Below are 24,730 nucleotides of genomic sequence, written 5' to 3'. Positions count from 1 at the left end.
CATTATGGAAGATAATTTGATGGAAGATAATTTGACTACAAATAATGCAAATTACAACACATTGCCAGGTCAGGAACGCTATGTTGCTCCTCTTGACGATACGCCTCTTCAAGAAGTTGATTCTGTAGACGAATCTGCTCCAGCTACAAGCATGTGGGCTGATGCTTGGAGATCTTTGCGCAGAAATCCATTGTTTATTGTTTCTGCAATTTTGATTATTGCAATTATTTTTGTTGCGCTCTTCCCAGGCGCTCTCACAAAGCACAATCCTAATTACTGTGTTTTGGAGCATTCGCTTGAGCCAGCTTCTGCTGCACATCCGTTTGGATTCGACATGCAAGGATGCGATATTTACGCTCGAGTTGTATATGGAACACGTACATCTTTAAGCGTTGGCTTGCTCGCAACGGCTTTAGTGGTGTTAGTTGGTTCGCTAATTGGAGCTTTGGCTGGATTCTTTGGCGGATGGATTGATGCGGTTCTTAGCCGAATCACCGATATCTTCCTGGCTCTACCAATGCTGTTGGGTGCAATCGTAGTTTTGCAAATGTTCCGCACATCTAAGTCGATTTGGAAAATCGTGTTTGTTATGGTTCTCTTTGGATGGGTAGGCGTTGCTCGAATCGCAAGAAGTGCCGTTATGGAATCCAAGAATCTTGAGTTTAATACGGCTTCTACAGCTTTAGGTTCAACTCCAATGCGTAATCTTTTCCGTCATATTATTCCAAACTCGCTGGCCCCAATCATTGTTGTAGGAACAACATCCCTTGGTTCTTACATTGTTTTGGAAGCAACACTTAGCTTCCTTGGTATTGGTTTGCCAACTACGACCGTTAGCTGGGGTGTAGATATTTCTACCGCTAGGAATGTTCTTACTACAAATCCAGAAGTTTTGTTCTATCCGTCTATTGCGCTCGCTATTACTGTTCTCGCCTTTATTATGATGGGCGACGCCGTAAAAGATGCGTTGGATCCAAAGAGCCGTAAGGCGTAAGTTAGCGTGGAGGAATAGTGATTATGAACACAGCAACACGTAAAAATGTAGATACCCTTGCAATGCAACGTGAGCAGGGTCCTTTGCTGGAAGTTAAAAATCTTCAAGTTGACTTTACAACGGATTCTAAAAAAGCCGTACACGCTGTTCGCGATGCGAGCTTCAACGTTTACCCAGGTCAATGGGTTGCAATCGTGGGTGAATCTGGTTCTGGAAAGTCAACTTCTGCAATGGCGGTTTTAGGCTTGCTTCCAGGAACAGGTCACGTTACGGGTGGTTCTATTAAGCTTAAAGGTCAAGAAATAAGTAATCTAAAGCCTAAAGATTATGCGGCTTTGCGCGGTACAGCAATGGGATTGGTTCCGCAAGACCCTATGAGCAACCTTAATCCTGTTTGGCGAATTGGAACTCAAGTTAAAGAGGCTCTTCTTGCAAATGGCGTTGACGTTAGTCATGAGAAGCGCTCCGCACTTGCAGAAGCTTTAGCAGGAGACGCTGTAGAAGTCAAAAGCAATGAAGATGAAATCTTCCTTGGCTCTAAAGAACTGAGCGCATTATTGGACGCTGCAAAGCAAGCTTTGGCGCAGGTTGGTCTTAGTGAGCAAACAAATGCCGAAAAGTTTAATGAAGCTATGGAATACTACAAAAAAGAGTGGGTTCCAGGTTCCGAAACTCGTTGGCGCGTTGCAGACGATTTAATCAAGTATGGCGTAGACGACGACAAAGCTTGGGAAATCGCAAAAAAGTATGTTATTGGAGCAAGTGTTGAAGACCGCATTGCTGGTTTGCTTGATGAAGCTGGTTTGCCAGATGCAGCAACTCGCGCAAGGCAATTCCCACACGAGTTTTCCGGCGGTATGCGTCAGCGCGCGTTAATCGCGATTGGCCTTGCGTGCCGCCCAGATTTGCTTATTGCAGATGAGCCAACTTCCGCACTCGACGTTACTGTGCAAAAGCGCATTCTTGACCATTTGCATACGCTTACTGATTCTCTCGGCACTTCTGTGCTCTTTATTACTCACGATTTAGGTTTGGCTGCAGCTCGCGCACAGCACGTTGTTGTTATGTATAAGGGTCGCGTTGTTGAATCTGGTCCATCTTTGGACGTTTTGCAGCATCCTCAGCATCCTTATACTAAGCGACTTGTTGCTGCCGCTCCAAGTCTTGCTTCTCAACGAATCATTTCCGTTAAGGAGCATGGTGGTAACGCGGATAATTTGCTTGAGCATCACGTAGTAGGCGAGCAAGCTCTTGAAAAGAGCGAGCATATTATTACAGTCGATCACTTAACCCGAGAGTTTAAGCTTCCGCGCAAGAAGGAGCTTTTCAAGGCTGTTGACGATGTTTCGTTCTCGATTAAGCGCGGAACAACGTTGGCAATCGTGGGTGAGTCTGGTTCTGGTAAGTCTACTGTTGCAAACATGGTTTTGCGACTTCTAAATCCAACAAGTGGAACAGTTACTTACGAAGGCAAGAATATTGCTGATTTCAAGGGTGCTGATTTGCTTGACTTCCGTCGACATGTGCAGCCAGTATTCCAAAATCCTTATGGTTCGCTAGACCCAATGTATTCGATTTATCGTTCTATTGAAGAGCCTTTGCGAATTCATAAGATTGGCGATAAAAAGAGTAGACAGAATCGTGTGCGCGAGCTTTTGGACATGGTTCGTATGCCTGCTTCTGTTATGACTCGCTTCCCGAACGAGCTTTCAGGCGGACAGCGTCAGCGCATTGCGATTGCGCGTGCTATGGCATTGGATCCGGATGTAATCGTTTGCGACGAAGCTGTGTCTGCTTTGGATGTGCTTGTGCAAGATCAGGTTTTGCATTTGCTTAACGATTTGCAAGCGGAGCGAGGATTAAGCTACTTGTTCATCACTCACGATTTGGCTGTTGTTCGTCAGATTGCGGACGAGGTTGTTGTTATGCAACATGGCAAACTTGTTGAGCATGCTACAACCGACGAAGTGTTTGATCATCCTCAAAAGGAGTACACTCGCGATCTTCTCGATGCAATTCCAGGTGGAAATTTGGAACTTGGCTTGGATTAGTCGCAAGCTGGTTTATGGGCCTTAAAACTAGTGTCTTATAAACTATAAATTTAAAATAAAGGTGTAGGAGTCAAAACTTCTGCACCTTTATTTTTGCGTACTTTGTGTTGTGTGCATATTAGAGTGGAACTTATGATTACAATTACGACTTCAAATTTGAATGGGATTCGTGCGGCTTGGCGCAAGGGGATGCTCGATTGGGTTCAAGATCACACGCCAGATGTGTGGTGTATGCAAGAGGTTCGCGCTCCGCAAGATGCGATTGATCCGATTATGAGTAAAATCAAGGATTTGTATACGTCTAAAAGTGGTGAATCTGGTCAAAATGACAGGCGATTTTCTGTTACAAATCAGATTTGTGAAATAAAAGGTAGAGCTGGTGTGGCGCTTGTAACGACTTTGCCAGTTGTAGAGCAGCGTTACGGTTTGCCTGGTTTAAGTGAAGACGTTGATTCTGGGCGATGGGTAGAAACCGACGTACATACTCCGCAAGGGTATGATATTACTGTTGCATCTGTGTATGTTCACGCTGGAAACGTTGATGATCCACAGAAAATGCAGCAAAAATTCCGCTTTCTAGATACTATGTTAAAGCGATTAGGGGAGCTTAGAGATATTGCTGCAAGTGGCGGAAATCAGGCGATTTTATGCGGTGATTTTAATATTGCACACACGCCTCTTGACATTAAAAACGCTAAAGCGAATGAGAAAAGTGCTGGATTTTTGCCAGAGGAACGCGCTTATATTGATCGTTGGATTAACGAGTATGAATTTGTGGACGTTATGCGTATGCTTGCTGGCGATATTCAAGGACCATACACTTGGTGGAGTCAACGAGGTAAAGCTTTTGATAATAACGTTGGATGGAGATTAGACTATCAGTTTGCAACACCTGAAATTGCAGAAACTGCATGCGGATTCGTAATTGATCGTGCTCAAAGCTACGATTCTCGCTGGTCTGACCATGCTGCTTTAAACATAAAATATAATGTGTGATTTTGCTTTGCTTGTGATAGGCTGGTGAAGTTGAGTAAAAATAGCCATTAGAAATATGTAAAGTATTCATCGAAAAATGGCAATTAGAGCTTATTAAGAAGAATCCATTAGAAAAGAGGAGCCATGGGATGGTTTAAATCCAAGCGCAAGTCGAAAGCTGCCAAAGATGATGCTGAGAATCTTGCAGAATTTCAATCCCAAAATTCCGCTCTAAGCGATCTGACTGCAGGCGGATATGATGCAGACACGTACTTAGGACGCGGAAGTCTTAGAGGTCCATGGGACATGTCTGATGAGAAACTACCTAATTTAGGTACTTATGTTGATTTCGGCTCCATATATATACCATATTTACAAGGTATAGAGTTGCGAGTAAAAAAGCAGCGTGAAACTGGTCAAGTTCTTGGCATAACTGTTACATATAAATCTTCTAGCATTGAGGTTGAAGCATTTGCAGCTCCTAAAACAGAAGGAATATGGAGTGAAGTTCGTGCGGATTTGCTTAAGGGAAACTCTAATGCTAGGGAAGCGAATGGAGTTTTTGGCAAGGAACTCATACTTCCAGTCAAGGTTGACGATAAGACAGTGGAAACTAGAATTGTTGGTGTGGATGGTCCGCGTTGGATGCTTCGCGGAGTGTTTTCTGGGAGTGCTGCTTTAGAGTCGCAAAAAACAAGCGAAGAGACTGTGCTTCTTAACAAGTGGTTTAGTGATATTGTTATAGACCGCGGAACAGAGCCACTTGCTCCTAGAGATATGATTCCAATGCACGATTTGGTTGCTCCAAGTAATGCAGGTAAAGATGGTTCTGCTGGTTCTGACGATTCTGAAGAAAATCTAGGTCGTCCAAAGGGTCCACTTGGTGCAGATCAGCAAGTAGAAGTCAAAACCACGCTAACTCGTGGACCAATGTTTTCTGAAATCAGATAGTTAAGAGTCGATAGTTAAGAGTTGATAGTAAAGAGTCGATAGTAAAAGTCAGGCAGCAAAGGATATTGTCTTGGAAAAAGATTCGCGCGGCAAAAAACGCTCAGGATTAGCCTCTTTGGCTTCTATTGGATCTGAAGGAAACACGTTTTCTGTTATTGACTCCCTTGGAGGAGTTCGAGGCGTAATTGAATCCATGCTGCCAGGCTTGCTGTTTGTTATTTGCTTTGTTGTAACGCGAAACGTACAAACAACGGTTATTGCGTCTGCAGCTCTTGCAGTTTTGCAAGTTGTAGCTAGACTTATTCAACGCCAGTCGATTATTGGTGCTCTAAGTGGGTTGGTTTCTGTAGGGATTTGCCTTATTTGGGTGTGGACGAGTCATCAAGCTCGCGACTACTACATGATGGGCTTTATTACAAACGCTGTGTATGGTGCGCTTCTTGCGATTTCGCTGATTGTGCGCGTGCCAGCGCTTGGGCTTGTGATTGAATCGATTCGCAAAATGCCTACGGAAAATTTTGGCGAGTGGCTGCACGAATGGCTTGATTATAAGCCGCTTAAGCGTGCATACATGTATGTTACTGGATTGTGGATTGGTGTTTTTGCTCTGAGGCTTGTTTTGCAAGTGCCATTATATTTGACGAATCACGTTGTCTGGCTCGGCACTGTTCGATTGCTTATGGGATTGCCATTCTGGGCGCTCGCAATTTGGGTTTCTTACTTGATTATTGCAACGCCGTTTATGCGTCTTCATCATAAAAATCGCGAAGAAAATTATCGTGAAGAAAATCAGATTGACGAAGATAAAAACGATGTAAATTCAAGTGAAGTAAAATCAGCTTAACAAAAATCAGTGTTAGCGAATTGGCTTAACAAAACGCAAAACTAAGGGGTAGTTTATGCAAGTGACGATGCGAATCGAGCGTTATGCGGATCAAGGGAGATGCGTAGGTCATCTTGACGGACGCGTTGTATTCGTGCGATTTGCGCTGCCTGGTGAGCTGGTTGTTGTGCGCATGGATGAGCCGATGCGTGCAAAAGCGCACTTTTTTACTGGGGAAGTTGTGGAAGTTTTGGAGCCTAGCGCTGATCGTGTAGAGCCGCAATGGAAGCTCGCTGGTCCTTTGGCTCAGGGTGGCGGAGTTGGTGGCGCGGATTTAATTCATGTTTCTTTGCCTGGGCAGATTCGTTGGAAGGCGTCCGTAATTGCCAATCAATTCCAGCGTTTAGCGCATATGGATATTGCGGATAGCGATATTACTGTTGAGCGCATGCCGGGGGATGAGGAGCTTAACGGGTTTAATTGGCGTACGCGCATGGAGTTGGTTGCGGATGATGAAGGGCGATTGTCTATGCGTAAGCGCGAGTCGCATGATCGCATTGCGATTGATACTATGCCACTTGCGTCGCGAGCGGTTTTGGCTGTTGCGGATTCTTTGGACTTGTGGAATCGTTCTTTCTCGCCAAATGCGCAAATTCGTCTTGCTGTTCCAGAGCCTCGAGTTGATGGTTTTGATTTTAATGATAAGGCTGCGCTTCTTAGTGCGATTGGCGAAAATTATGCGCTTATAGTAAATGATGAGTTGGTTGCAGGATCGGCATTGTTGTGTGAGCGTGTACGCGTTGCTGTTGATGGAGATTCATCGCGTATGCGTACTTTTGATTACGATGTTGACGCCCGCGGTTTTTGGCAGATTCATCGCGCAGCTCCAGAGCATTTGGTGAACTACGTTTTGGGATTAGTTCGTTCTGCGCTTGGTGGTCGTACTAAGAATACGGTTTTGTGGGATTTGTATTCTGGATCGGGTTTGTTTACGATTCCGCTTGCGACTTTGGCTAATGTTGGAGGAGATTCTTCTAGTGCTTTGGGTGCTCTTGGTACTACTGGCACTTTTGGTTCTGCAGAGCCAGCGCGCGTGCTTAGTATTGAGGGTGCGCCGATTGCTGTAAAGAACGCAAGGCGAAACATTGGGCGCGCAGGGCTTAGCAGAGATATTGTTGAAGCGCTTGAAGGGGATGTTGCGCAAACGCTTGAATCGCAGGTGTTTAAGGCGAGTAAATCGTCTAAAATTGTGCGCCGATTTGCGCATCCAGATGTTGTTGTGTTGGATCCTCCGCGCGCTGGTGCTAAAGCTCAAGTTTGTAAGCAGATTGCGAAGTCTGGAGCAAGAGCTGTTGTGTACGTTGCCTGCGATCCGACTAGTCTTGCTCGCGATGTTGGCACGTTTAGAGAGCTTGGATACAGCGTTCAGTCTTTGCGCGCATTCGACTTATATCCGGAAACTCATCACGTCGAGAGTGTCGTATTGATGTCAAAGGCTGATTAGGTGGGTGCATTTTTGCCCTTGTGTAGCAAGGCTTAACGAGGGCTATCGTTAAAAGGTTTAGTGAGTGGCAGTTTTAAGCTGGGTTCTCGCGGTTTTTGAGCGCAGTTTGGCTGTTTGAGGGAAGATATCAACGCTTTAGGGTCGAGTGCACAGGATGTTAACGTTAAAAAGTGCACCCACTTTGCACCCACCCTGTGAAGTGGGAAAATATAGCTCAAAAGGTAAAATGAAACCTGATTATTAGTATGTGCACGAGGAGGTGCTTAAGGAATGGATAATAAGAAGTTTATCGCAGAGACGAAAGATGTTCGTTTAACGGTGAAACGTGCTGATACCTTTGGTGTGAGCTTTGTTAACTGTGAACAAGATATATTGAGGGTTGAGGAAGCGCAAAATGTTATAAGGCTTATTCAAACTAAAAAAGTCTCAGCTTCGAATTGGGTGAGGTGGCTTACTCAGGGTATGCCTGAAATTGTTGTGAGTTTGCCACATGATGTGGAAGTTTGTGAGGTTGAATCTGATTCTAATCAAGTGCTCATCACGGATATTGAGATTGGTAAGCTTTATGTAGAAGTGAACAATGGCAAGGTAGAAGTTGTTAATTTGAAGGCGGATGATGTCTTTCTTAAATGTTATAATGGGTTGGCTTCAGCAACAAACGTAGAAGTAACTCATGTTTGTACGCTTGATACGTTAAATGGCATGAGTATTTTAGAAGGAACAATCACCAAGGATGCAAGCCTTGAAGTAGATTGTGAGAATGGTGTCACCGAGGTTTCAGATAAGAAGAAGGTAAATTGTAAAAACGATGGATTTGCGCATTACATGGTGCACTGTCTTAATGGGAAAGCTATTGCGAAGTAGCAGACATATAGATCAAAAAAGAAGCAATAAAACTTGATATAAGTTGGAATTAGAGCGTATATAGACATACCGATAAAGGAGGAAGCCGTATATGCTCTATGTAAAATTTGATGATTTCGAAGATGTTAGCGTCATGGGAAATGAGAAAGATCATGGAATGTTTATTCCGATTAAGGATGGGAATGTGTATGCTGAGTGCGAACGGTGCGGTGTAGTTGAAAGGATCACCTCACCATGCGAATTCATTGCTAGCACATTTAGGTCAAGAGTGAACTTCAATGAAGGTTATGAACTTTGCGAGAAGTGCTTGCAAGAGGTTGAGTTTGTTACTGTCGCTTTGAGAACTGGAAAATTACCTAATCGAGAATTGAAATGACTGAAAAGCAAAGCAGTGATAACCGTAGTAATACATGAAAAACTAAACGTTAAAAGGTGCACACACTTTGCACCCGGGCGGTAAATGATAATTTAGGGAGGCGTTTTATGTCAGTAATTAAAATTGAAAACCTCACTTTCTCATATTATGGATATGTAAAACCCATATTTAAAAATGTATCGTTTTCCTTTGATACAAACTGGAAAACGGGATTGATAGGAAGAAATGGAATCGGTAAATCAACTCTATTTAAGTTACTTTTAAATCAAGAAACTTATCAAGGTAAAATAAGCAAGGATGTTGAATTTATTAAATTTCCACCAAATATAAGCGATACTTCAAAATTAGGAATTGAGTTATATAAAGAACTAATATCAGATGATGAAGAATGGAAGTTATTTAGAGAACTCAGTTTGCTAAATGTAGATGAGAACCTTGTTTACAGAGAGTTTGAAACGCTTTCTAAAGGGGAACAAACAAAAATCCTTTTAGCTATTTTGTTTACAAGAGAAGATGGCTTTTTACTTATTGATGAACCAACAAACCATTTAGATATGGACGGAAGAAAAATTGTAAGTGAATATCTGAAAAGTAAAAAAGGATTTTTGCTTATATCTCATGATAGAGATTTTTTAGATGGTTGTATCAATCATGTTATTTCTATTAACAGGAATTCTATTGATGTCCAATCGGGAAATTTTACATCATGGTATGAAAACAAAGTGATGAAAGACCAATTTGAAATTAGTCAAAATGAGAGATTAAGAAAAGATATTAAACGATTAAAAGAGTCTGCAAGACAAAGTCAAATTTGGTCTGATAAAATTGAAAATACTAAAAATGGTGTAAAAGTATCAGGTGTAAAACCAGACAAAGGACATATAGGTCATCAATCAGCCAAGATGATGAAAAAATCTAAGAATTTGGAGAATAGACAAAACAAGGCAATAGAAGAAAAACAGAGTTTACTAAAAGATATCGAAACAAAGGAAAGTCTATTATTGCATCCATTACATCATCATAAAAATCCTCTAATATCGGTTAGCAATTTATCATCATGCTATGGAGAGAGACAGATCCTAAATAATGTAAGTTTCGAGATAAAGCAAGGCGACATAGTGGCTATATATGGGGGTAATGGTAGCGGAAAATCAACCTTGATTAAAATTTTATTAGGTATAAATCACGAGTATACAGGTGAGATAAAATTAGCAGGTAATTTAAAAATCTCGTATATTCCTCAAGACACATCTAATTTAACAGGTAGCCTAAATGAATATATTCACAAGCAAGATGTTGATGAAACATTGTGTAAAACAATTCTAAGAAAATTAGATTTTTCAAGAGAATTATTTGAAATGGATATGAAGAATTATAGTGATGGACAAAAAAAGAAAGTTTTAATTGCTGTAAGTTTCTCAAAGCCAGCTCATATATTTGTTTGGGACGAACCACTGAATTATATAGATGTAATATCAAGAATACAGATTGAGGAAATTATAAAAGAAGCAAAGCCTACACTCATATTTGTGGAACACGATAAGCGATTTGTAGAAGATATCGCTAATAAAATAATACAATTTTAAGTAAAATCCAAATCCCAGTTTGTAGTGCCTTAGACTTTTATCATCATACGACATTCCCCTTGCCAGTTTCTCTCCTGCAATGAACGTTAAGGCTCTTTTATTGATGCATGGTTATCATAAGGGTAGTCTTGATACACGTGAGACTGTCGTATTGATGTCAAAGGCTGATTAGGTGGGTGCAAGTTTGCCTTTATGTAGCAGGGTTTAGCGAGGGCTATCGTTAAAAGGTTTAATGCGAAGTGGCTTTAAGCTGTGTTCTCGTGATTTTTGAGCGTGATTTTGCTGTATGAGGGAACATGTCAACGCTCTGGGGTCGAGTGCACAGGATGTTAACGTACTTCGCTTGCGTTGAAAGCACACTGTGCTTTCAACTTTGAGCAAGCTCAGCGAATCGAAGTGCATTCGCGAATTATGTTTTAATCGCTTATGCAAGTCGATTCGCCACTTTGCACCCCACCTTGCAAGTGGAAAAAATTTATGCAGAAGGAAATGTACTGTAGCATATGTGGGAGAAAAAATATACGAGTCTAGTGAACAGGTTCAATACTGTAGAATCAAGGCTTAAGGGAGTAAAAGCTCGTATTGTTGAAAAGCAAATGAGGCATGATGAAGTTGAATATTTTATCGAGGACTTGAAAAAACAGGACTTGTTAACAGTGTTCGATGAAAACGTCTGGCTTAGCATTGTTGACCATCTAACTGTGCATCACGATGGAAAGGTTGATCTTACTTTCATTGATGGGAGCAAAACGGAACTAAAGTGTTAAGCTTACAGGAAAAGTGTAAGGTAAAATAAAAGTATATCAGCAAGTCTCTGACGTGCTTTTTTGCTGTTAAAAGAGTTACGGGTTGAGTATCAATGGAGAGAAGAGGGTGCGTCTGTCGAAAAAATGTCCGCACCCCCTTGTCTAAAAAATTTAACATTTTGAAAGGAGGAATAATGGAAACAATAGTATCCGCTTTATTAGTTTTTGTTTCTACATCCATTGACTACTTAGTTGTTTTGACTATTTTATTCGCTAGTCAAGGAAAGAAAGGTTTGAAATCAATTTATGTAGGGCAGTATTTAGGTACAGGACTGCTTGTACTGGCTAGTCTTATTGCCGCTTACTTTTTAAATTTTATTCCACAAGATTGGATTATCGGACTCCTTGGTCTAATTCCGCTAGGTCTTGGTATAAGAGCAATTTTTGTGGATGAAGATATTGATGAAGAAGATATCGAGGGGAAAATTACCGGAGATGGATCAAAAATCTTAGCATTTACAAGTTTAACAGTGGCAATGGGTGGAGATAATTTAGGAATTTATATCCCCTATTTTACAGGAAAGAGTTTGATTGAGATTAGTATAAGTTTAGTAATATTTGCCTTAGGGATTTTGATTCTATGCAAATTATCTCAAAATCTCGCCTCAATTTCTGCTATCGGAGAGACTGTGGAAAAGTACGAAAAAGTAATTGTACCTGTCGTGTTTATTGGACTCGGTCTATATATATTAACTGAAAATGGAACTATTAATTATTTCATAGGCCAAACCCTCACTTTGGTGTAAATTCATTTCCTTCCCTTTATCCGACATTTTTACGTTCAGGCTCAAACGAGAAAATAAGCGGGGCTTCCCACCATCACGGCGCTTGATCGTGCTATCTGATGCAGTAATGCGAACATAAAAATCGTGTATGACAGTCAAAAAATCCCATTCGTGCAAATGTGTTGCAATATGCGATACAGTATTTTATGATGAGTGTATGGAGGTTGATTGATATGGCAGTTACTAAAACAGCGAATGTGAATGTGAGAATACAAGAAAATATTAAGCAGCAGGCGGAGCAGATTCTGGAAACTATTGGAATTCCTAGGGCTACTGCTATTGACATGTTTTATCGTCAAATCATTCTTAATAAGGGTATTCCGTTTTCGCTTACTATTCCAAAGTCACTTCCGGCACAAGATGATATGGACGAGAAAACGTTTAACGCGTTGATGGTTAAAGGTTATGATCAGGCGGTTTGTGGCGATAGTTATCCGATAGATGATGTTTTTGAAGAGCTTGAACGAGGTCTTTAATGGATGAGTATAAGGTAAAAGTTACTCGTCAGGCGAAAGAGCATCTTGCACTTATCCGAGAATATATTGCCACGGAGTTAAAAGAACCGACGGTAGCTAAAAGAGTACTCGAGCTACTAAAAGCGGAAATGATGTCTTTGCAGACGATGCCTTATCGTGTGAAGTGTATAGATGAGCAGCCGTGGGGTGAGCTTGGTTTTAGAAGAATACGCGTAAAAAATTATTACGTTTATTTTTGTGTTGATGATAGTAGAAAAGAAGTTCAAATACTCGCGGTTATCTACGTGAGAAGAGGCCAGACTAAACAACTGGAACAATTGTAATGTAAACGTTGTTATTAAGCCAATCTTAAGTCTTTTAACGATAGCCTTTCCTATCGTTAAAAAGTGCACCCACTATTCATAGTGTGCACTCAAAAAAGTGTAGCTATACTACCCGTTCTCTCAACCCACGTTGAGGCAATCGTGTTGCTTTCCAAACTAGGCTCAAAATGACATATTAGTATTAAGCTTCCACTTGACGAGATGGATATTACCTGTGCGGATAGTAAAGCAACTTATGAATAAATTAAAACTTATTTTTTGAAAAAGTATGGGTTTAAGATGTCAACACTTCATATTCGCAAGTGAAGAGAAAATATGGTTTAGATGTTAAGGAACATTATAATATGTCTAAAAGTGAGAAACAGAAAAGACCACAGTGTCCAATTGAAAAGTAAGAAGCTATTTTGGATGCGTTGAAGTATTTTAAGATGTATACAGACGATTTTTAGTGAATATGGGAGGGTAGACATGAATTCTAAAGAGATAAATCACCTCATTCAAAATGGCGAAAAAATAGATGTCGAATTTAAAGAATCCAAGAATGCTTTAACTAAAGATGTCTTTGATACAATATGCTCTTTCAATAATAGAAATGGAGGACATGTTTTACTTGGTGTAAATGACAAAAGAGAGATTGTTGGTGTTAGTGAAGATAAAGTAGATAAAGTGATTAAAGAATTTACTACGGTAATCAATAATCCGCAAAAAATGTATCCGCCGCTTTATTTAATACCGAAAGTCTTTGATATTGATGCGAAAAAAGTAATTTATATCAGAGTACCGGAAGGTTATCAGGTATGCAGACATAATGGAAGAATTTGGGATAGGTCCTATGAAGGAGACATCAATATCACTGATCATTCAGAACTTGTATATAAGCTATATGCAAGAAAACAGGGCAGCTATTTTGTAAATAAAGTATATCCGAATCTTGATATTGATTTTCTTGATGCTTCTGTTATTGCTAAAGCCAAGAGTATGGCTGTCTTCCGAAATAAAAATCATGTTTGGGAAAATATGAGTAATGAAGAGCTTTTACGAACTGCCAATTTGATTTTGACAGATCCGGAAACAAAGCGTGAAGGAATTACATTAGCTGCTATTTTGTTATTTGGAAAAGACAACTCTATTATGTCAGTTCTTCCGCAGCACAAAACAGATGCGATATTCAGAGTTGAAAATAAGGATAGATATGACGATAGAGATGTTGTCATTACGAATCTGATTGATAGCTATGAAAGACTTATAGAATTTGGACAGAAACATTTGAACGATTTATTTGTCTTAGACGGAATTGTAAATGTCAATGCAAGAGATAGGATACTTAGAGAAATTGTATCAAACACATTAGCACACAGAGATTATTCAAGTGGCTTCCCTGCAAAAATGATTATTGATGATGAGAAGATTACGGTTGAAAACAGTAACTTGGCTCATGGAATGGGAGCTTTAGATTTACAAAAGTTTGAGCCATTTCCTAAGAATCCGGCTATATCTAAAGTTTTCAGAGAAATAGGGCTTGCGGATGAACTTGGCTCAGGAATGAGAAACACCTACAAGTACACACAGTTTTATTCAGGACAAAATCCGGTGTTTGAAGAAGGAGATATATTCAGAACGATTATTCCTCTAAAGAAGATAGCAACGCAAAAGGTTGGTGGAGGGAATGTCTCTCGACATGTCTCGCAAGATGTCTTTCGAATGTCTCCTGAAGCAATTAGGAATTTGATTGTAAGTATGATAAAGAAAGATCATCGTGTAAGTCGTAAATATATGGCTGAAACGTTGGGTGTTAGCGAGAAAACAATTACAAGATATATAAAATCTATTTCCAACATTAAATATGTGGGGAAGGGAAAAAATGGACATTGGGAAGTGGATTAAAGCCGATGAGTGGAGAATTGGAGGTCCGAAAAATTAAAAACATATTATGATTTTATATCAGAAATAAAGCCCGATGAATTATATGATAGTTTGGTTGCTTATGGACTGTTTTCAGAGAAGTTACCTCCTATATTCTCAGGCGATTCGTTTTTAGACTATTGTAAAAATATTCGCAAGGACACATTTTCAGATGAATGGAGAGGATACATCAACTATGAGAGCATGAGAAATACCAATATTCCGAGAAATATTGGTATCCCTACCCCGATGGGACATGAACTGTTATGCAAAACATTGAGGAATCATTGGATTGAATTAACTGAATATTTTAAAATAAAAACAAAAGGACAGCCGAGAATAATTAGCCGTATTCATATTAGAAAAATGCAGGATAAAAAAGCACTATTTTTGATGAATTATAAGAACTGGACAGATGATGGAACTCCTGAGCCTGACATTTATTTGGGAAAAAGGTATATGATTCATGCCGATATTTCAAAGTGCTATCCTAGCATATATACACATGCAATTCCATGGGCACTTGTTGGAAAAGATGCAGCAAAAGCAAATGTAAAGAACAATAAAGAATGGTACAACCAAATAGATCATTTTGCACAGATTGTAAAAAATGGAGAAACACATGGACTTTTAATAGGGCCACATACTTCTAATATATTGTCAGAGATCATTCTATGCGCTATAGATGAAAATTTATCAAAAAAATATATGTCTTATATAAGAAATATAGATGATTACATATGCTATGTTAACACGAAAGAAGAGGTAGACAATTTTATTATTGACTTAAACAGGGAATTAAGAAAATATGATTTATTAATGAATCATAAGAAAACAGAAATATATGAACTTCCGATTTGCGTTGTTGAAACATGGGTTCATAAAATACAAAATTATATAGCTACATTTCAAAAATTTAAGGAGTATGTTGATTATAAAGAAGTTCAAGCATTTATAGATTTCACAATAAAGTTGGTATCAGAAAATGCTGATAATAACTCGATAATATTATACGCAGTAAAATCACTTAAAGATTTTAACTTGACCAAAAATGCGCAGGAATATTTAATTAAGTCAGTTGTGTCTTTGTCATTATTATATCCGTATTTAGTGCCGATATTAGGCGAATTTATTTTTAAGAAGTATGAAGCAGATACTAATCAAATCCAAAAATATGCAAATATGATCTATGAGAAATATATTCAAAAAAACAACTATGAAGCATGCTCCTTTGCTTTGTTATATGCAATTGACTCAAACTCTAAAATTGACAGTATTGATGTTGAAATCATTAAAAGTTCTCAAGATTGTATATTGATGTTGATGGCATTTATTTATTGCAAAAAGAATAACCTAAAATCAGAGGTAAAACAATTGAAACAGTATGCAAAAGAATTGGAACAGAAAGGTGAAATGGATCAATATTGGCTATTTGTATATGAATGTTTAGGAAAACTAACTGGTGAGTGGTGTGCAATGAAAAAGAATAAAGTTTCATTCTTGAAATCTGAATATAGATAAGGTAATTGTCGATTTACGATAGAGTGTCTTCAATAAGTTTGGACAATGATGAGTATGTGGAGAACGTTTGCTTGATGCCATGGGATGTGTATTAAAAGCATACGAATCGCAGACGTTTGAATAAAGATGTTTTATTTTTTTTTAATTATAAAACCAAAAAGTGAATTTTTAATTTGTTTCGTTTATAATAGAAACAAGTGTAAGAAACGATAAATTTATCGACTATAATCGAAAGCTATAATCGAGAGTGTAATTGAATCTATATTGAGCTTTTGTCTCGTGGTTTTCAGGTTCAAGTTGGTCGTATTAATAATCAAGAAATCGATTTCATTGCTACTAGGCAAGGTGAGACTGAGTATTATCAAGTCTCCTATTTGATGGCGGGTGAAGAGACTCGTAGTAGGGAATTTGGTGTTTATAGATTGGTTAAAGATAATTATCCTAAATATGTTTTATCGATGGATACAATGAATTTTTCGCAAGAAGGGATTATATACAAATATTTACCAGATTTTCTAAAGGAGTAAACTATGGAACATAATTGCGTATTTATTAACGATAAAAAAGCATTTAGATATAGAGCGGCAGCTATCATAGTCGAAGAAGGTTGTGTGCTATTTGCAAGAAATGATGAGGATGACTATTTCTACTCAGTTGGCGGAGCGGTTCACATGGGCGAGACGTCAGAAGAAGCCGTTAAGAGAGAAGTATTTGAAGAGACGGGTCTTAATTATGAAGTAGATCATCTTGCCGTCATACACGAGAACTTATTCATCGGTAGTTCCGGCTTAGATGGAGTAGACTTCCATGAGCTTACACTCTACTACTTGATGAAGTCCATGGGCAAAAGAGATTTTACGAGCCAAAGCACTACAGAGTCAGGTGCTAAAGAGACAATGCATTGGTTACCTATAGATGAGCTTGATAAGTTCAAGGCTTACCCGACATTTATGAAAGAATATCTTAAATCGGAGCATAGTGGAATAGAGCATATAATTTCAGATGAAAGATATTAATGAATCCCGCTATTATGGCAAGAGATCGTTACATAAACATTATTTCTTAGAAGATTATGACAATAATAATGTGTTTGATATTGAAGAATATATAAAGAGAAAAGGCAAGGTTAAGCTTAATAGAAATACGGTAATTACAAGATTGTAAGATTTACTGTTATAACTATATGGTCGAGGGTATATCTGAAATAATAGAGCTAGATAAATTTGAAGTTGCGGAGGTAATGAAATGATTAGAAAAATAAAAAAAGAAGATGCTCAATCTATACGAGAAATATGTGATATTTCTTTAGGATATACTGTTTCTACAGAGTTAGTAGAGAATCAAATCACAAAACTATCCGCTGATAAAAAGCATCATGTGATTTATGTTTATGAGGATGAGGATTTACATAAAGTTGTTGGATTTATACATGCTGAAATGTATGAGAGTCTTTATTCAGATTGTGGATTAAATATTCTAGGATTAGCTGTTTTACCAGAGTTTCAAGGAAGAGGCATTGGAAAAAAATTGATGAATCATTTAGAAATGGATTCTCGACAAAAATTACTTAAGTTTATCAGGTTAAACTCAGCAGAAGCAAGAACGGAAGCACATAAATTCTATGAAAATATAGGATATGTATGTGATAAGACGCAAAAGAGATTTATTAAAATTTTCGAATAAGTCAATTCTAGTTTGTTGAACTGAAAAATTGAATACTAAATGTGTAAGACGATAGAAAAAAGAAAAAATCTATCGTCTTTTTTCTTGCCTAATTTCCCTATGTTTTGCTATCAATAAATAGGGAAAACTCACTAAGAAGCTAAGAAAGTATTTCAAATGCTTCTCACTAATATATACACGACAAAATGTTAGTTCCATTAAATATGTTACAGAAAGTAAAGGAGATAAGATGATAAGAATCGGTCAAACCCTCACTTTGGTGTAAATTCATTTCCTTCCCTTTATCCGACATTTTTACGTTCAGGCTCAAACGAGAAAAATAAGTGGTGCTTCCCACCATCACGGCGCTTGATCGTGCTATCTGATGCAGTAATGCGAACATAAAAATCGTGTATGACAGTCAAAAAATCCCATTCGTGCAAATGTGTTGCAATATGCGATACAGTATTTTATGATGAGTGTATGGAGGTTGATTGATATGGCAGTTACTAAAACAGCGAATGTGAATGTGAGAATACAAGAAAATATTAAGCAGCAGGCGGAGCAGATTCTGGAAACTATTGGAATTCCTAGGGCTACTGCTATTGACATGTTTTATCGTCAAATCATTCTTAATAAGGGTATTCCGTTTTCGCTTACTATTCCAAAGTCACTTCCGGCACAAGATGATATGGACGAGAAAACGTTTAACGCGTTGATGGTTAAAGGTTATGATCAGGCGGTTTGTGGCGATAGTTATCCGATAGATGATGTTTTTGAAGAGCTTGAACGATGATAGGGATAGAAAAATGTCAGATTCATCGATGAAAGAGAAGGAAAAGCAGGAACATACTCCCACAGATGAGAAAAATCCACTATATTGTGAATCACATGAGCAAATATGTGAGAACCTTAACAGTGCAAATAAGGAATTGTCCAAGTATAAGGTTTTACAACTGAGTGCGGAAATCTTTTCCATCTTAATGATTATTGGAACTGTTTTTATGGCGTCCAATAAGCTACAGCTTTTTGGATGGATCACCTATTGTTTTGCAATTCTTCTTCTTGTTGTAGTGTCTCTTATTTGGGTTATTTGTGTTATTGGGCAGCGCAATATACATAGTCGTTTTAGGAGTGCAAATGTAGAGCGTAACAAATCTTTTCTTAGCTATGATAATCAACAGGGGAAGGGTAGACTCTCACTGGTTCTTTGTTGCTTTTTTGTGTTAAGTGGTATTCTAACTGCATTTTTTGAAATAACTGCGTTGCATCTTCCAAATCGGTGGCTTTTGCAGACTTGGGTATATGTTATATGCGCGGCAATGCCAGTTGTTTGGATGATTACGATTGCTCTTGAATGTGTTTTCTATAATCTCTATCTTATTTCGCGTATACGGAAAATAGGTATAAGAATTGTACTTCGTTATCTATCTGTTCTACTTTGCGTATTGATTATCTTAGGTCTTGGATTTTTTGACGTTTTATTTATTGTTGGAAGATATTCTGTGAAACAAAATGATAATGGTACATACACAGAGCACGTGGATGATATGTATGCTCCTTTTGAGTATTATCTTTATCGGTCTGAAGGTCCGTTTTTCCTTAAGTATCTTCGACCAATGACAGATTCAAGTGATACTGATCCAAAAATAAGTGAATCTGAGTGGTATCGCAGAATCGATCGCAATAACAGGAAAGATACAAGATTAAAAGATACAAGATTAAAGGTTGAAGAGCCAGATAAAAATTACGATTTGCATGATGCCGCTGAGCGTGATTTAGAATCAAAGAAGGAAAGAAATGCAGCGCTTAAGATATTTGATAAGTATTTTGCGGCGAAAGGCTTTGCGTTCAAGGAGAACTATACCGCCAAGGGGGATATGTACTTTGTTCTGAGTGAAAGCCGTTCGGACATTACTTATCTGCAGTATAACAGGGACTCTCAGGATGGAAAATGTGGTCTTTATATTCTGTTTAAGGCTTCAAAATCTTCAAATGGAAGCTGGTCGTCGAGTGATGCTCATATGCAGAACACTTATACTTATGAATATAGCACTGGACTGATTGCAGAGAGCAGTAGGGCAGATTGGTAGTAGGCAGAATCGTTGGATGCCAGAATCGAAGAGTATCTGAAGATTGCCAGATAGTGATTGTCAGATAGTAGAATCCATATTTGTGTGCTCTAGTTGCTTATGTTTTAGGGAACAAATCGGTGTAAAAATTGTAAAAAAGTTCCCTGCATTATTTGATTTCTCATGGTAATGGCTTGTTGGTTATTCAAGAAAATAAGGTTCCTGAGTTTAAGAAGTTGCTTGTTGAATATTATGAGGATTAAGATTTGCAGTCTGTAACGGATGCGCTTGCTTGCGTTAGTGAAGATGATTGGAAAATGCGGTGCGAACATGAGAGAAAACAAATTGGCGGTCGGTTGCGCTCATTTGTCGGCAGAAATTGCGCTTTCAACGGAAATTGCCAATCGCACTTGCTACTACGCAACTGCTGTTTCAGCTATAATTTCACCACGATCATGATGAATTCGAGTTTGAAATGGAGATGTTTTTATGATTTTAGCAGATAAAATATTGGAACTGCGTAAACAAAACGGTTGGTCGCAGGAAGAATTGGCGGACAAATTGGGCGTCAGTCGCCAAGCTGTTTCCAAATGGGAAGGTGCACAAAGTATCCCGGATATGGAACGGATAATTGCATTGAGCCGTTTGTTTGGTGTTAGTACAGATCTTCTTGTAAAAGATGAAATTGATGTTATGGGGAAGAACGTCAACGCAAATGAAAATGCCTGCCAGGAAGAAGCCGGCGTCCGCATGCGTGTAATTGAGCTGGAAGAAGCCTCCGCTTATATTGCTCACAGAATATCATTTGCCGCCTATGTTGCTCTAGGCGTTCTTCTTTGTATTCTGGCGGCAATCCCGTTGATCGGCAGTAATCTTTTGCTTTCTACCACAGTAAATGCGCAAGTCGGTAAAACTATTGGCTTAGCATTCAGCGTTGCTATTATTGCCGTAGCTGTAGCTATTTTTATTATTCAGAGTTTCCACGAAAAGCGTTATCAATATTTGGAAAAAGAGGACTTTGAAACAGCTTACGGAGTTGACAGTGTGCTCAAAGAACGCTTGGAACGGTTCATGCCGTCGTATGTGCTGCGGACGGTCAGCGGTGTCGTTTTATGTATGGTTGCCTTTATTTTTCTTATAATTTCGGATATAGTGCCGGAATTTTATCAACTTTCATCCGACTTTTTTGTAGTTATCGCTATTGCCCTAGTGGCAGCAGCTGTTTATTTATTTGTACAGGCGAATATTATCCGCTCGTCCTATTACCGTTTGCTGCAACCGAAGAAAAAGATTGTCTATCCTGCAAAGATTAGGTTATTGCTCCAAGCTTACTGGCTTATAATTGTCTGCATTTATTTAGTCTACAGTTTCATCACGTCCGATTGGGGAAAAAGTTGGATTGTTTGGCCGTTGTCCGCATTGACTTACGGAGTAATAGAAGTAGTGCTCAAAGCGTGGAGGCTCGGAAAGAAATAAGTGACTTTCAGCGTCGATTTTGTGGCGAATAACAGGTGCTATCCGAACGAAATATGGTATGCTTGCGCTTAATATTACCCCCAAGGGTGAAAGTATGATTAAAAATGTCGCACATATAGGCTTTACCGTCGGGGTGCGGACATTTTTTTAGATAGCCACACCCAGCTTACTTCTGTTCTCGATAAGACTTATTCCTCCAAGTTATCAAGTTGCTTATTTGATGGCTAGCGAAGATGCTCGTAGTAGGGAATTTGGCGTTTATTGATTGGTTAAGGATAATTATCCCAAATTCGTTTTATCGATGGACACAATGAATTTTTCGCAAGAAGGGATTATATACAAATATTTACCGGATTTTCTATTGGAAGAGAATGCGTAAGGTACTTGATTTTGCTCTTATGTAGATTATGTTTTGCGATGGCTATTATTAAAGGGTTTAATAAGCAAGAGCAAGCGCGATGTTTCATTGTTTTCCTTGCGAATTGGCGGGTTTTCATTCCGACGATTGTCTGGATTTTGTTCCGATGTTTGGCGGGATATTAGTGCGACGATTGGCTTTGTTTAGAAATGTGGTTGTAGGACTAAATGTTAAAAGGTTTAGCGTGCGGTGGATTTAAGCTTACTTCTCGAGATTCTAGATGTGATTTTGCTATTCTGCTGTCGAGTGTTTGTGTGCTCTAGTTGCTTATGTTTTAGGGAACAAATCGGTGTAAAAATTGTAAAAAAGTTCCCTACATTATTTGATTTCTTATTCTGTTACAGTTGGTAACTATAGTGTTTCACCTTGTTTCTTTTTCCGTTGTAAATTATTTGTTAGTTTGTAATTAGGCGGTATATAAATCAAATGTTTCAATACTATTTTGGTTTCCGTCAAGTAATTTCATTATGTGTAATAAGTGATTTGAAAGGAGTTGTGTCATGAGTAGTGTTATATCTTTGGGGGAAAAAATTAAAAAGGCTCGTCTGGAAGCTGGGTTGACGCAGGAGGAGCTTTCGGAATTATTGATGGTATCTCGTGCTGCTGTAGCAAAATGGGAAACGAATCGGGGTTTGCCAGATATCGAGAATCTGAAATTTATTGCGTATGCTCTAAGCGTGAGTGTTGATTATCTTTTGGATGAGAACAATAGCGTTGATTTTTCTATTACTAAGAAGCCTATTAATCTCAATAAATATGGTTTCGACGGTAGGTTGAGCAGTTTTAAGAAGTCGAAAGTTAAAGAGCAGATTGTCCTAGATGAATATCCTGACTCAGAAATCAATATGCTAACTGTTGTTAAGACTTATAACAGTTCATCTGAGAAAATGGTGGATAATTTTGTTGGATGGTTTTCTACTCTCCTTGGAGGATTGCCATTGTTTGGCATATATGATTTCAGTAAAGCTGTTGCCACTCTTGGGGCTGATCAGTATTATTTGGTGGATAAAAAAGATAAGCAGTATTTCGTGCTTATAACTGATGAGTATATTATTAGCAGAATTATGGGAGTGGCGTTTAATAGTAAAAAGTTCCGTATTGGAGATAAAGAATTTATGAAAGTTGGTTTGCTTCGTAATAAGTAGTAAATGGGTGGGTGGGTCTGGTTTTAATATTTTTTCTCATAATATTTGTTGATAAAAAACATGATTAATGGAGAAAAGGCGACTGAAATAGCTAAAAGAGCAGCTGGTAAATATGCTTTTGTGATAAATGCAATTATGGCAATTATTCCCATTAGGTGCATTAGTATGAATGCCATTGTTGCATTTACTTTATCTTTGATTTTCTCGTTTCTTTCATCGTTCATATTTATTTTGTAGGTGTGGTCTTTTTTCATCATCTTATAGTGCATGATTTTTACGTGTGAAAGTGAGATAATCGCAACAAAAACAACTGACAATAGAATTTCGACGGATTCATTCAGTTTAAGAGTCAGTGCAAGAATTAATCCGCAAATACCTATTACATAACCTATGTACCAAAAATTCTGGGTTTTTTGTTTTTTCATTTTTTATCCTCCTCGTAAATAAATATTTCTTCGATTGTTAAATTAAAGTACTTAGCAATTTTGTATGCCAATATGATTGACGGGTTATATCTCCCATTTTCCAAAGAACCGACTGTTTGTCTTGATACTTCGAGTGCGTCAGCAAGTTCTTCCTGGGTTATGCCTTTTTCTTTTCTAATTTGTTCAAGTCTATTTTTCACATTACATTCTCCTTTCTAATGGAAAGCTAGCTTTACATATAAGATAATCGTTTCGAAAGTAAATGTCAAGTTTGCTTTCCATTGGATTTAATTTCGATAATATTGTTTGCAAAGTTTCATAGTATTCAAGAGAGTAAGAAAAAATAGAAGTATAATTTTCTTTCAGATACTATTTCAGATAGTATTGTTCTTATGGGTAACAGTAGTGAGCTTTCGGCAAGTAACAGTGAAAATGCGTTAGTAGATTTTACTGAAAAACTTCTTGTGGATGTTAAAGATTTTACTAAGAACAACAATAAAGTATTAAGTGTTCCCGTATCTGAATTATTGAATTTTGGATCTGGTTTATCGTCATTAATTCCTGCATGTAATACGGTTACTCAAACAATAACAATTCCTACGGATGGTCTTTATAAGATTGCTAATAAAGCTGCAGGTGATACTCTAAAATACGCAAAAAATGGGAATCTATGGGGATCTTTAAGAAAAGCTGACGGTGGTTCTAGAATGATGCAGATTTCAAAGATGGAGTCTTTGCAAGGTTCTATGAAAACAGCACTTCCGTTTAATCCTGCTCTTTTAATGATGGCTGTGGCTATTTATTCTATTGAAAAAGATATGAAAAAGATTAAAGAGACGCAGGAAAAGATACTTACCTTTATGGAAGTTGAGAATGAGTCACAGATTGAGGCAGATGTTGAGTCATTGATGGGGATTGCTTCTACTTATAAGTGCAGTTGGGATAATGAAATTTCTGTTACGAATAATCATAAGCTTGTTATCGATATTAAGAATCGTGCTAGAAAGAACATTATTGCTTATCAGAAAAAGATTACTGATATTCTTCTGTTAAAGAAGTTTATTGTGTCTAAAAGTAACGTAAATTCGACGTTGTCTGATTTAGGGAAAAAGTTTAAGTATTACAGATTGTCGTTGTATATTTTCTCTCTATCATCTTTGATGGAAATAATGTTAAGTGGTAATTTTTCGGAAGAGTACATTAGTAATGCAGAAAATGAGATAAAGAAATTGTCTGATGACTACTGTGAGAAATTTGAAAAAAGCTCTTTATATTTAGAAAAACTTGGTAATTCGGAAGTGGAAGTCAACGTTGTGAAAGCTATAGGTACTGCTGGTACTGCTGTTGGTAAGCTAATTGGTGGTATTCCTTTAGTTAAAGATGGTTCTGTTGATGAGTTTTTACAAGATAAAGGAAACGGATTACATGAAAATGCTAATGCAATGGGAGCAAAAGCAGTAAAGGAGTTTGCTGTTTTGCGTGATCCGGAAACAAAAGTGTTTGTTGAAAAAATGGAGGATATAACTCAAATTTACAATCGTACTTCGCAAATATGTGTTGATAAAGAAAAAATATATTTGTTGTAAGTCATATAT

26 protein-coding genes and 1 pseudogene are annotated in these 24,730 nt (G+C 38.1%); 24 read left to right on the top strand and 3 right to left on the bottom strand.

Features of this window, described 5'->3' with window-relative positions:
* Positions 1-4 precede the first annotated feature (4 nt).
* From HXT60_RS04400 to HXT60_RS04360, 9 genes are all read left to right on the top strand, one after another.
* Positions 5-994 carry an ABC transporter permease gene (locus HXT60_RS04400; protein ID WP_004113345.1) on the top strand — a complete coding sequence of 330 codons (990 nt, stop codon included), beginning with the start codon at positions 5-7 and terminating at the stop codon, positions 992-994.
* 23 nt (positions 995-1,017) lie between these two features.
* The gene (locus HXT60_RS04395) at positions 1,018-3,045 is read left to right on the top strand and encodes a dipeptide ABC transporter ATP-binding protein (RefSeq protein WP_004113343.1); all 2,028 of its coding nucleotides are present in this window, start codon (positions 1,018-1,020) and stop codon (positions 3,043-3,045) included.
* 132 nt (positions 3,046-3,177) lie between these two features.
* A complete protein-coding gene (locus HXT60_RS04390; RefSeq protein WP_004113341.1) occupies positions 3,178-4,041 on the top strand; it encodes an exodeoxyribonuclease III in 864 nt (287 codons plus the stop codon).
* A 123-nt stretch (positions 4,042-4,164) separates the two neighbouring features.
* Positions 4,165-4,971, top strand: a complete 807-nt coding sequence (locus tag HXT60_RS04385) for a DUF3710 domain-containing protein (RefSeq protein ID WP_004114681.1) — start codon at positions 4,165-4,167, stop codon at positions 4,969-4,971.
* Between the two features lie 70 nt (positions 4,972-5,041).
* On the top strand, positions 5,042-5,815 hold the full coding sequence (locus HXT60_RS04380) for a DUF3159 domain-containing protein (RefSeq protein WP_421790843.1): 774 nt from the start codon (positions 5,042-5,044) through the stop codon (positions 5,813-5,815).
* Between the two features lie 55 nt (positions 5,816-5,870).
* Positions 5,871-7,298 carry a class I SAM-dependent RNA methyltransferase gene (locus HXT60_RS04375; RefSeq protein WP_421790841.1) on the top strand — a complete coding sequence of 476 codons (1,428 nt, stop codon included), beginning with the start codon at positions 5,871-5,873 and terminating at the stop codon, positions 7,296-7,298.
* 270 nt (positions 7,299-7,568) lie between these two features.
* The gene (locus HXT60_RS04370; RefSeq protein WP_004111245.1) at positions 7,569-8,162 is read left to right on the top strand and encodes a DUF4097 family beta strand repeat-containing protein; all 594 of its coding nucleotides are present in this window, start codon (positions 7,569-7,571) and stop codon (positions 8,160-8,162) included.
* A 91-nt stretch (positions 8,163-8,253) separates the two neighbouring features.
* Positions 8,254-8,538, top strand: coding sequence for a hypothetical protein (locus tag HXT60_RS04365; RefSeq protein WP_004114737.1), 285 nt, complete (start codon positions 8,254-8,256; stop codon positions 8,536-8,538).
* 107 nt (positions 8,539-8,645) lie between these two features.
* Positions 8,646-10,124, top strand: coding sequence for an Lsa family ABC-F type ribosomal protection protein (locus tag HXT60_RS04360; protein WP_004113321.1), 1,479 nt, complete (start codon positions 8,646-8,648; stop codon positions 10,122-10,124).
* Positions 10,125-10,328: 204 nt separating this feature from the next.
* Here the strand turns inward: HXT60_RS04360 and HXT60_RS04355 are convergent, their stop codons facing one another.
* Positions 10,329-10,556 carry a hypothetical protein gene (locus tag HXT60_RS04355; protein WP_308410524.1) on the bottom strand — a complete coding sequence of 76 codons (228 nt, stop codon included), beginning with the start codon at positions 10,554-10,556 and terminating at the stop codon, positions 10,329-10,331.
* A 71-nt stretch (positions 10,557-10,627) separates the two neighbouring features.
* Here HXT60_RS04355 and HXT60_RS04350 point away from each other — a divergent pair, with 71 nt between their 5' ends.
* The 14 genes and pseudogenes from HXT60_RS04350 (at position 10,628) to HXT60_RS04285 (ending at position 22,710) form a co-directional block, all read left to right on the top strand.
* Positions 10,628-10,891, top strand: a complete 264-nt coding sequence (locus HXT60_RS04350; protein ID WP_064623014.1) for a hypothetical protein — start codon at positions 10,628-10,630, stop codon at positions 10,889-10,891.
* Between the two features lie 173 nt (positions 10,892-11,064).
* Positions 11,065-11,676 carry a CadD family cadmium resistance transporter gene (locus tag HXT60_RS04345; RefSeq protein ID WP_421790838.1) on the top strand — a complete coding sequence of 204 codons (612 nt, stop codon included), beginning with the start codon at positions 11,065-11,067 and terminating at the stop codon, positions 11,674-11,676.
* 212 nt (positions 11,677-11,888) lie between these two features.
* Positions 11,889-12,191, top strand: a complete 303-nt coding sequence (locus HXT60_RS04340) for a type II toxin-antitoxin system RelB/DinJ family antitoxin (RefSeq protein ID WP_009994764.1) — start codon at positions 11,889-11,891, stop codon at positions 12,189-12,191.
* On the top strand, positions 12,191-12,514 hold the full coding sequence (locus HXT60_RS04335) for a type II toxin-antitoxin system RelE/ParE family toxin (RefSeq protein WP_009994766.1): 324 nt from the start codon (positions 12,191-12,193) through the stop codon (positions 12,512-12,514). Before HXT60_RS04340 ends, HXT60_RS04335 begins: the two co-directional genes overlap by 1 nt.
* A 468-nt stretch (positions 12,515-12,982) precedes the next feature.
* Complete coding sequence (locus tag HXT60_RS04330; RefSeq protein ID WP_009994768.1) at positions 12,983-14,398, top strand: helix-turn-helix domain-containing protein; 1,416 nt, start codon at positions 12,983-12,985, stop codon at positions 14,396-14,398.
* 9 nt (positions 14,399-14,407) lie between these two features.
* The gene (locus tag HXT60_RS04325; protein WP_009994769.1) at positions 14,408-15,937 is read left to right on the top strand and encodes an RNA-directed DNA polymerase; all 1,530 of its coding nucleotides are present in this window, start codon (positions 14,408-14,410) and stop codon (positions 15,935-15,937) included.
* A gap of 272 nt (positions 15,938-16,209) precedes the next feature.
* Positions 16,210-16,464: an ATP-binding protein gene (locus tag HXT60_RS04320; protein WP_009994770.1), complete on the top strand. Its 255-nt coding sequence runs from the start codon at positions 16,210-16,212 to the stop codon at positions 16,462-16,464.
* Between the two features lie 3 nt (positions 16,465-16,467).
* Entirely contained in the window at positions 16,468-16,953 is a 486-nt protein-coding gene (locus HXT60_RS04315) for an NUDIX hydrolase (RefSeq protein WP_421790835.1), read from the top strand.
* Between the two features lie 31 nt (positions 16,954-16,984).
* Positions 16,985-17,101 (top strand): annotated as a pseudogene (locus HXT60_RS04310) (conjugal transfer protein TraG); the annotation flags it as partial.
* 81 nt (positions 17,102-17,182) lie between these two features.
* Positions 17,183-17,620: a GNAT family N-acetyltransferase gene (locus tag HXT60_RS04305; RefSeq protein WP_004114745.1), complete on the top strand. Its 438-nt coding sequence runs from the start codon at positions 17,183-17,185 to the stop codon at positions 17,618-17,620.
* Between the two features lie 478 nt (positions 17,621-18,098).
* Positions 18,099-18,395 carry a type II toxin-antitoxin system RelB/DinJ family antitoxin gene (locus HXT60_RS04300; RefSeq protein WP_217431484.1) on the top strand — a complete coding sequence of 99 codons (297 nt, stop codon included), beginning with the start codon at positions 18,099-18,101 and terminating at the stop codon, positions 18,393-18,395.
* Between the two features lie 13 nt (positions 18,396-18,408).
* Complete coding sequence (locus tag HXT60_RS04295) at positions 18,409-19,692, top strand: hypothetical protein (protein WP_004113312.1); 1,284 nt, start codon at positions 18,409-18,411, stop codon at positions 19,690-19,692.
* A gap of 468 nt (positions 19,693-20,160) precedes the next feature.
* The gene (locus HXT60_RS04290; RefSeq protein WP_103013161.1) at positions 20,161-21,147 is read left to right on the top strand and encodes a helix-turn-helix domain-containing protein; all 987 of its coding nucleotides are present in this window, start codon (positions 20,161-20,163) and stop codon (positions 21,145-21,147) included.
* Positions 21,148-22,065: 918 nt separating this feature from the next.
* Positions 22,066-22,710, top strand: coding sequence for a helix-turn-helix transcriptional regulator (locus tag HXT60_RS04285; RefSeq protein ID WP_004117468.1), 645 nt, complete (start codon positions 22,066-22,068; stop codon positions 22,708-22,710).
* A 23-nt stretch (positions 22,711-22,733) separates the two neighbouring features.
* Here the strand turns inward: HXT60_RS04285 and HXT60_RS04280 are convergent, their stop codons facing one another.
* Together HXT60_RS04280 and HXT60_RS04275 are read right to left on the bottom strand one after the other, a co-directional pair.
* Positions 22,734-23,135, bottom strand: a complete 402-nt coding sequence (locus HXT60_RS04280; RefSeq protein WP_421790832.1) for a DUF2178 domain-containing protein — start codon at positions 23,133-23,135, stop codon at positions 22,734-22,736.
* Positions 23,132-23,335 carry a helix-turn-helix transcriptional regulator gene (locus HXT60_RS04275; RefSeq protein ID WP_004113289.1) on the bottom strand — a complete coding sequence of 68 codons (204 nt, stop codon included), beginning with the start codon at positions 23,333-23,335 and terminating at the stop codon, positions 23,132-23,134. Before HXT60_RS04275 ends, HXT60_RS04280 begins: the two co-directional genes overlap by 4 nt.
* 192 nt (positions 23,336-23,527) lie before the next feature.
* Between HXT60_RS04275 and HXT60_RS04270 the strand changes: the two genes are divergently transcribed.
* Complete coding sequence (locus HXT60_RS04270) at positions 23,528-24,721, top strand: hypothetical protein (RefSeq protein WP_004114755.1); 1,194 nt, start codon at positions 23,528-23,530, stop codon at positions 24,719-24,721.
* The last annotated feature ends 9 nt before the right edge of the window (positions 24,722-24,730 follow it).

The organism is Gardnerella sp. KA01002, from assembly GCF_049244015.1.
Lineage (GTDB): Bacteria > Actinomycetota > Actinomycetes > Actinomycetales > Bifidobacteriaceae > Bifidobacterium > Bifidobacterium vaginale.
The sequence above is the reverse complement of the archived record's forward strand: the minus strand, read 5'-3'. Positions and strand labels throughout refer to the sequence as shown.

Excerpts from the sequence above, each read along its gene's own strand:
- HXT60_RS04360 (WP_004113321.1), top strand. The coding sequence starts at position 8,646 with ATGTCAGTAATTAAAATTGAAAACCTCACTTTCTCATATTATGGATAT.
- HXT60_RS04385 (WP_004114681.1), top strand. The coding sequence starts at position 4,165 with ATGGGATGGTTTAAATCCAAGCGCAAGTCGAAAGCTGCCAAAGATGAT.
- HXT60_RS04305 (WP_004114745.1), top strand. The coding sequence starts at position 17,183 with ATGATTAGAAAAATAAAAAAAGAAGATGCTCAATCTATACGAGAAATA.
- HXT60_RS04290 (WP_103013161.1), top strand. The coding sequence starts at position 20,161 with ATGATTTTAGCAGATAAAATATTGGAACTGCGTAAACAAAACGGTTGG.
- HXT60_RS04395 (WP_004113343.1), top strand. The coding sequence starts at position 1,018 with ATGAACACAGCAACACGTAAAAATGTAGATACCCTTGCAATGCAACGT.
- HXT60_RS04330 (WP_009994768.1), top strand. The coding sequence starts at position 12,983 with ATGAATTCTAAAGAGATAAATCACCTCATTCAAAATGGCGAAAAAATA.
- HXT60_RS04335 (WP_009994766.1), top strand. The coding sequence starts at position 12,191 with ATGGATGAGTATAAGGTAAAAGTTACTCGTCAGGCGAAAGAGCATCTT.
- HXT60_RS04345 (WP_421790838.1), top strand. The coding sequence starts at position 11,065 with ATGGAAACAATAGTATCCGCTTTATTAGTTTTTGTTTCTACATCCATT.
- HXT60_RS04365 (WP_004114737.1), top strand. The coding sequence starts at position 8,254 with ATGCTCTATGTAAAATTTGATGATTTCGAAGATGTTAGCGTCATGGGA.
- HXT60_RS04295 (WP_004113312.1), top strand. The coding sequence starts at position 18,409 with ATGTCAGATTCATCGATGAAAGAGAAGGAAAAGCAGGAACATACTCCC.
- HXT60_RS04370 (WP_004111245.1), top strand. The coding sequence starts at position 7,569 with ATGGATAATAAGAAGTTTATCGCAGAGACGAAAGATGTTCGTTTAACG.
- HXT60_RS04280 (WP_421790832.1), bottom strand. The coding sequence starts at position 23,135 with ATGAAAAAACAAAAAACCCAGAATTTTTGGTACATAGGTTATGTAATA.
- HXT60_RS04390 (WP_004113341.1), top strand. The coding sequence starts at position 3,178 with ATGATTACAATTACGACTTCAAATTTGAATGGGATTCGTGCGGCTTGG.
- HXT60_RS04400 (WP_004113345.1), top strand. The coding sequence starts at position 5 with ATGGAAGATAATTTGATGGAAGATAATTTGACTACAAATAATGCAAAT.
- HXT60_RS04285 (WP_004117468.1), top strand. The coding sequence starts at position 22,066 with ATGAGTAGTGTTATATCTTTGGGGGAAAAAATTAAAAAGGCTCGTCTG.
- HXT60_RS04350 (WP_064623014.1), top strand. The coding sequence starts at position 10,628 with ATGTGGGAGAAAAAATATACGAGTCTAGTGAACAGGTTCAATACTGTA.
- HXT60_RS04340 (WP_009994764.1), top strand. The coding sequence starts at position 11,889 with ATGGCAGTTACTAAAACAGCGAATGTGAATGTGAGAATACAAGAAAAT.
- HXT60_RS04300 (WP_217431484.1), top strand. The coding sequence starts at position 18,099 with ATGGCAGTTACTAAAACAGCGAATGTGAATGTGAGAATACAAGAAAAT.
- HXT60_RS04270 (WP_004114755.1), top strand. The coding sequence starts at position 23,528 with ATGGGTAACAGTAGTGAGCTTTCGGCAAGTAACAGTGAAAATGCGTTA.
- HXT60_RS04375 (WP_421790841.1), top strand. The coding sequence starts at position 5,871 with ATGCAAGTGACGATGCGAATCGAGCGTTATGCGGATCAAGGGAGATGC.
- HXT60_RS04315 (WP_421790835.1), top strand. The coding sequence starts at position 16,468 with ATGGAACATAATTGCGTATTTATTAACGATAAAAAAGCATTTAGATAT.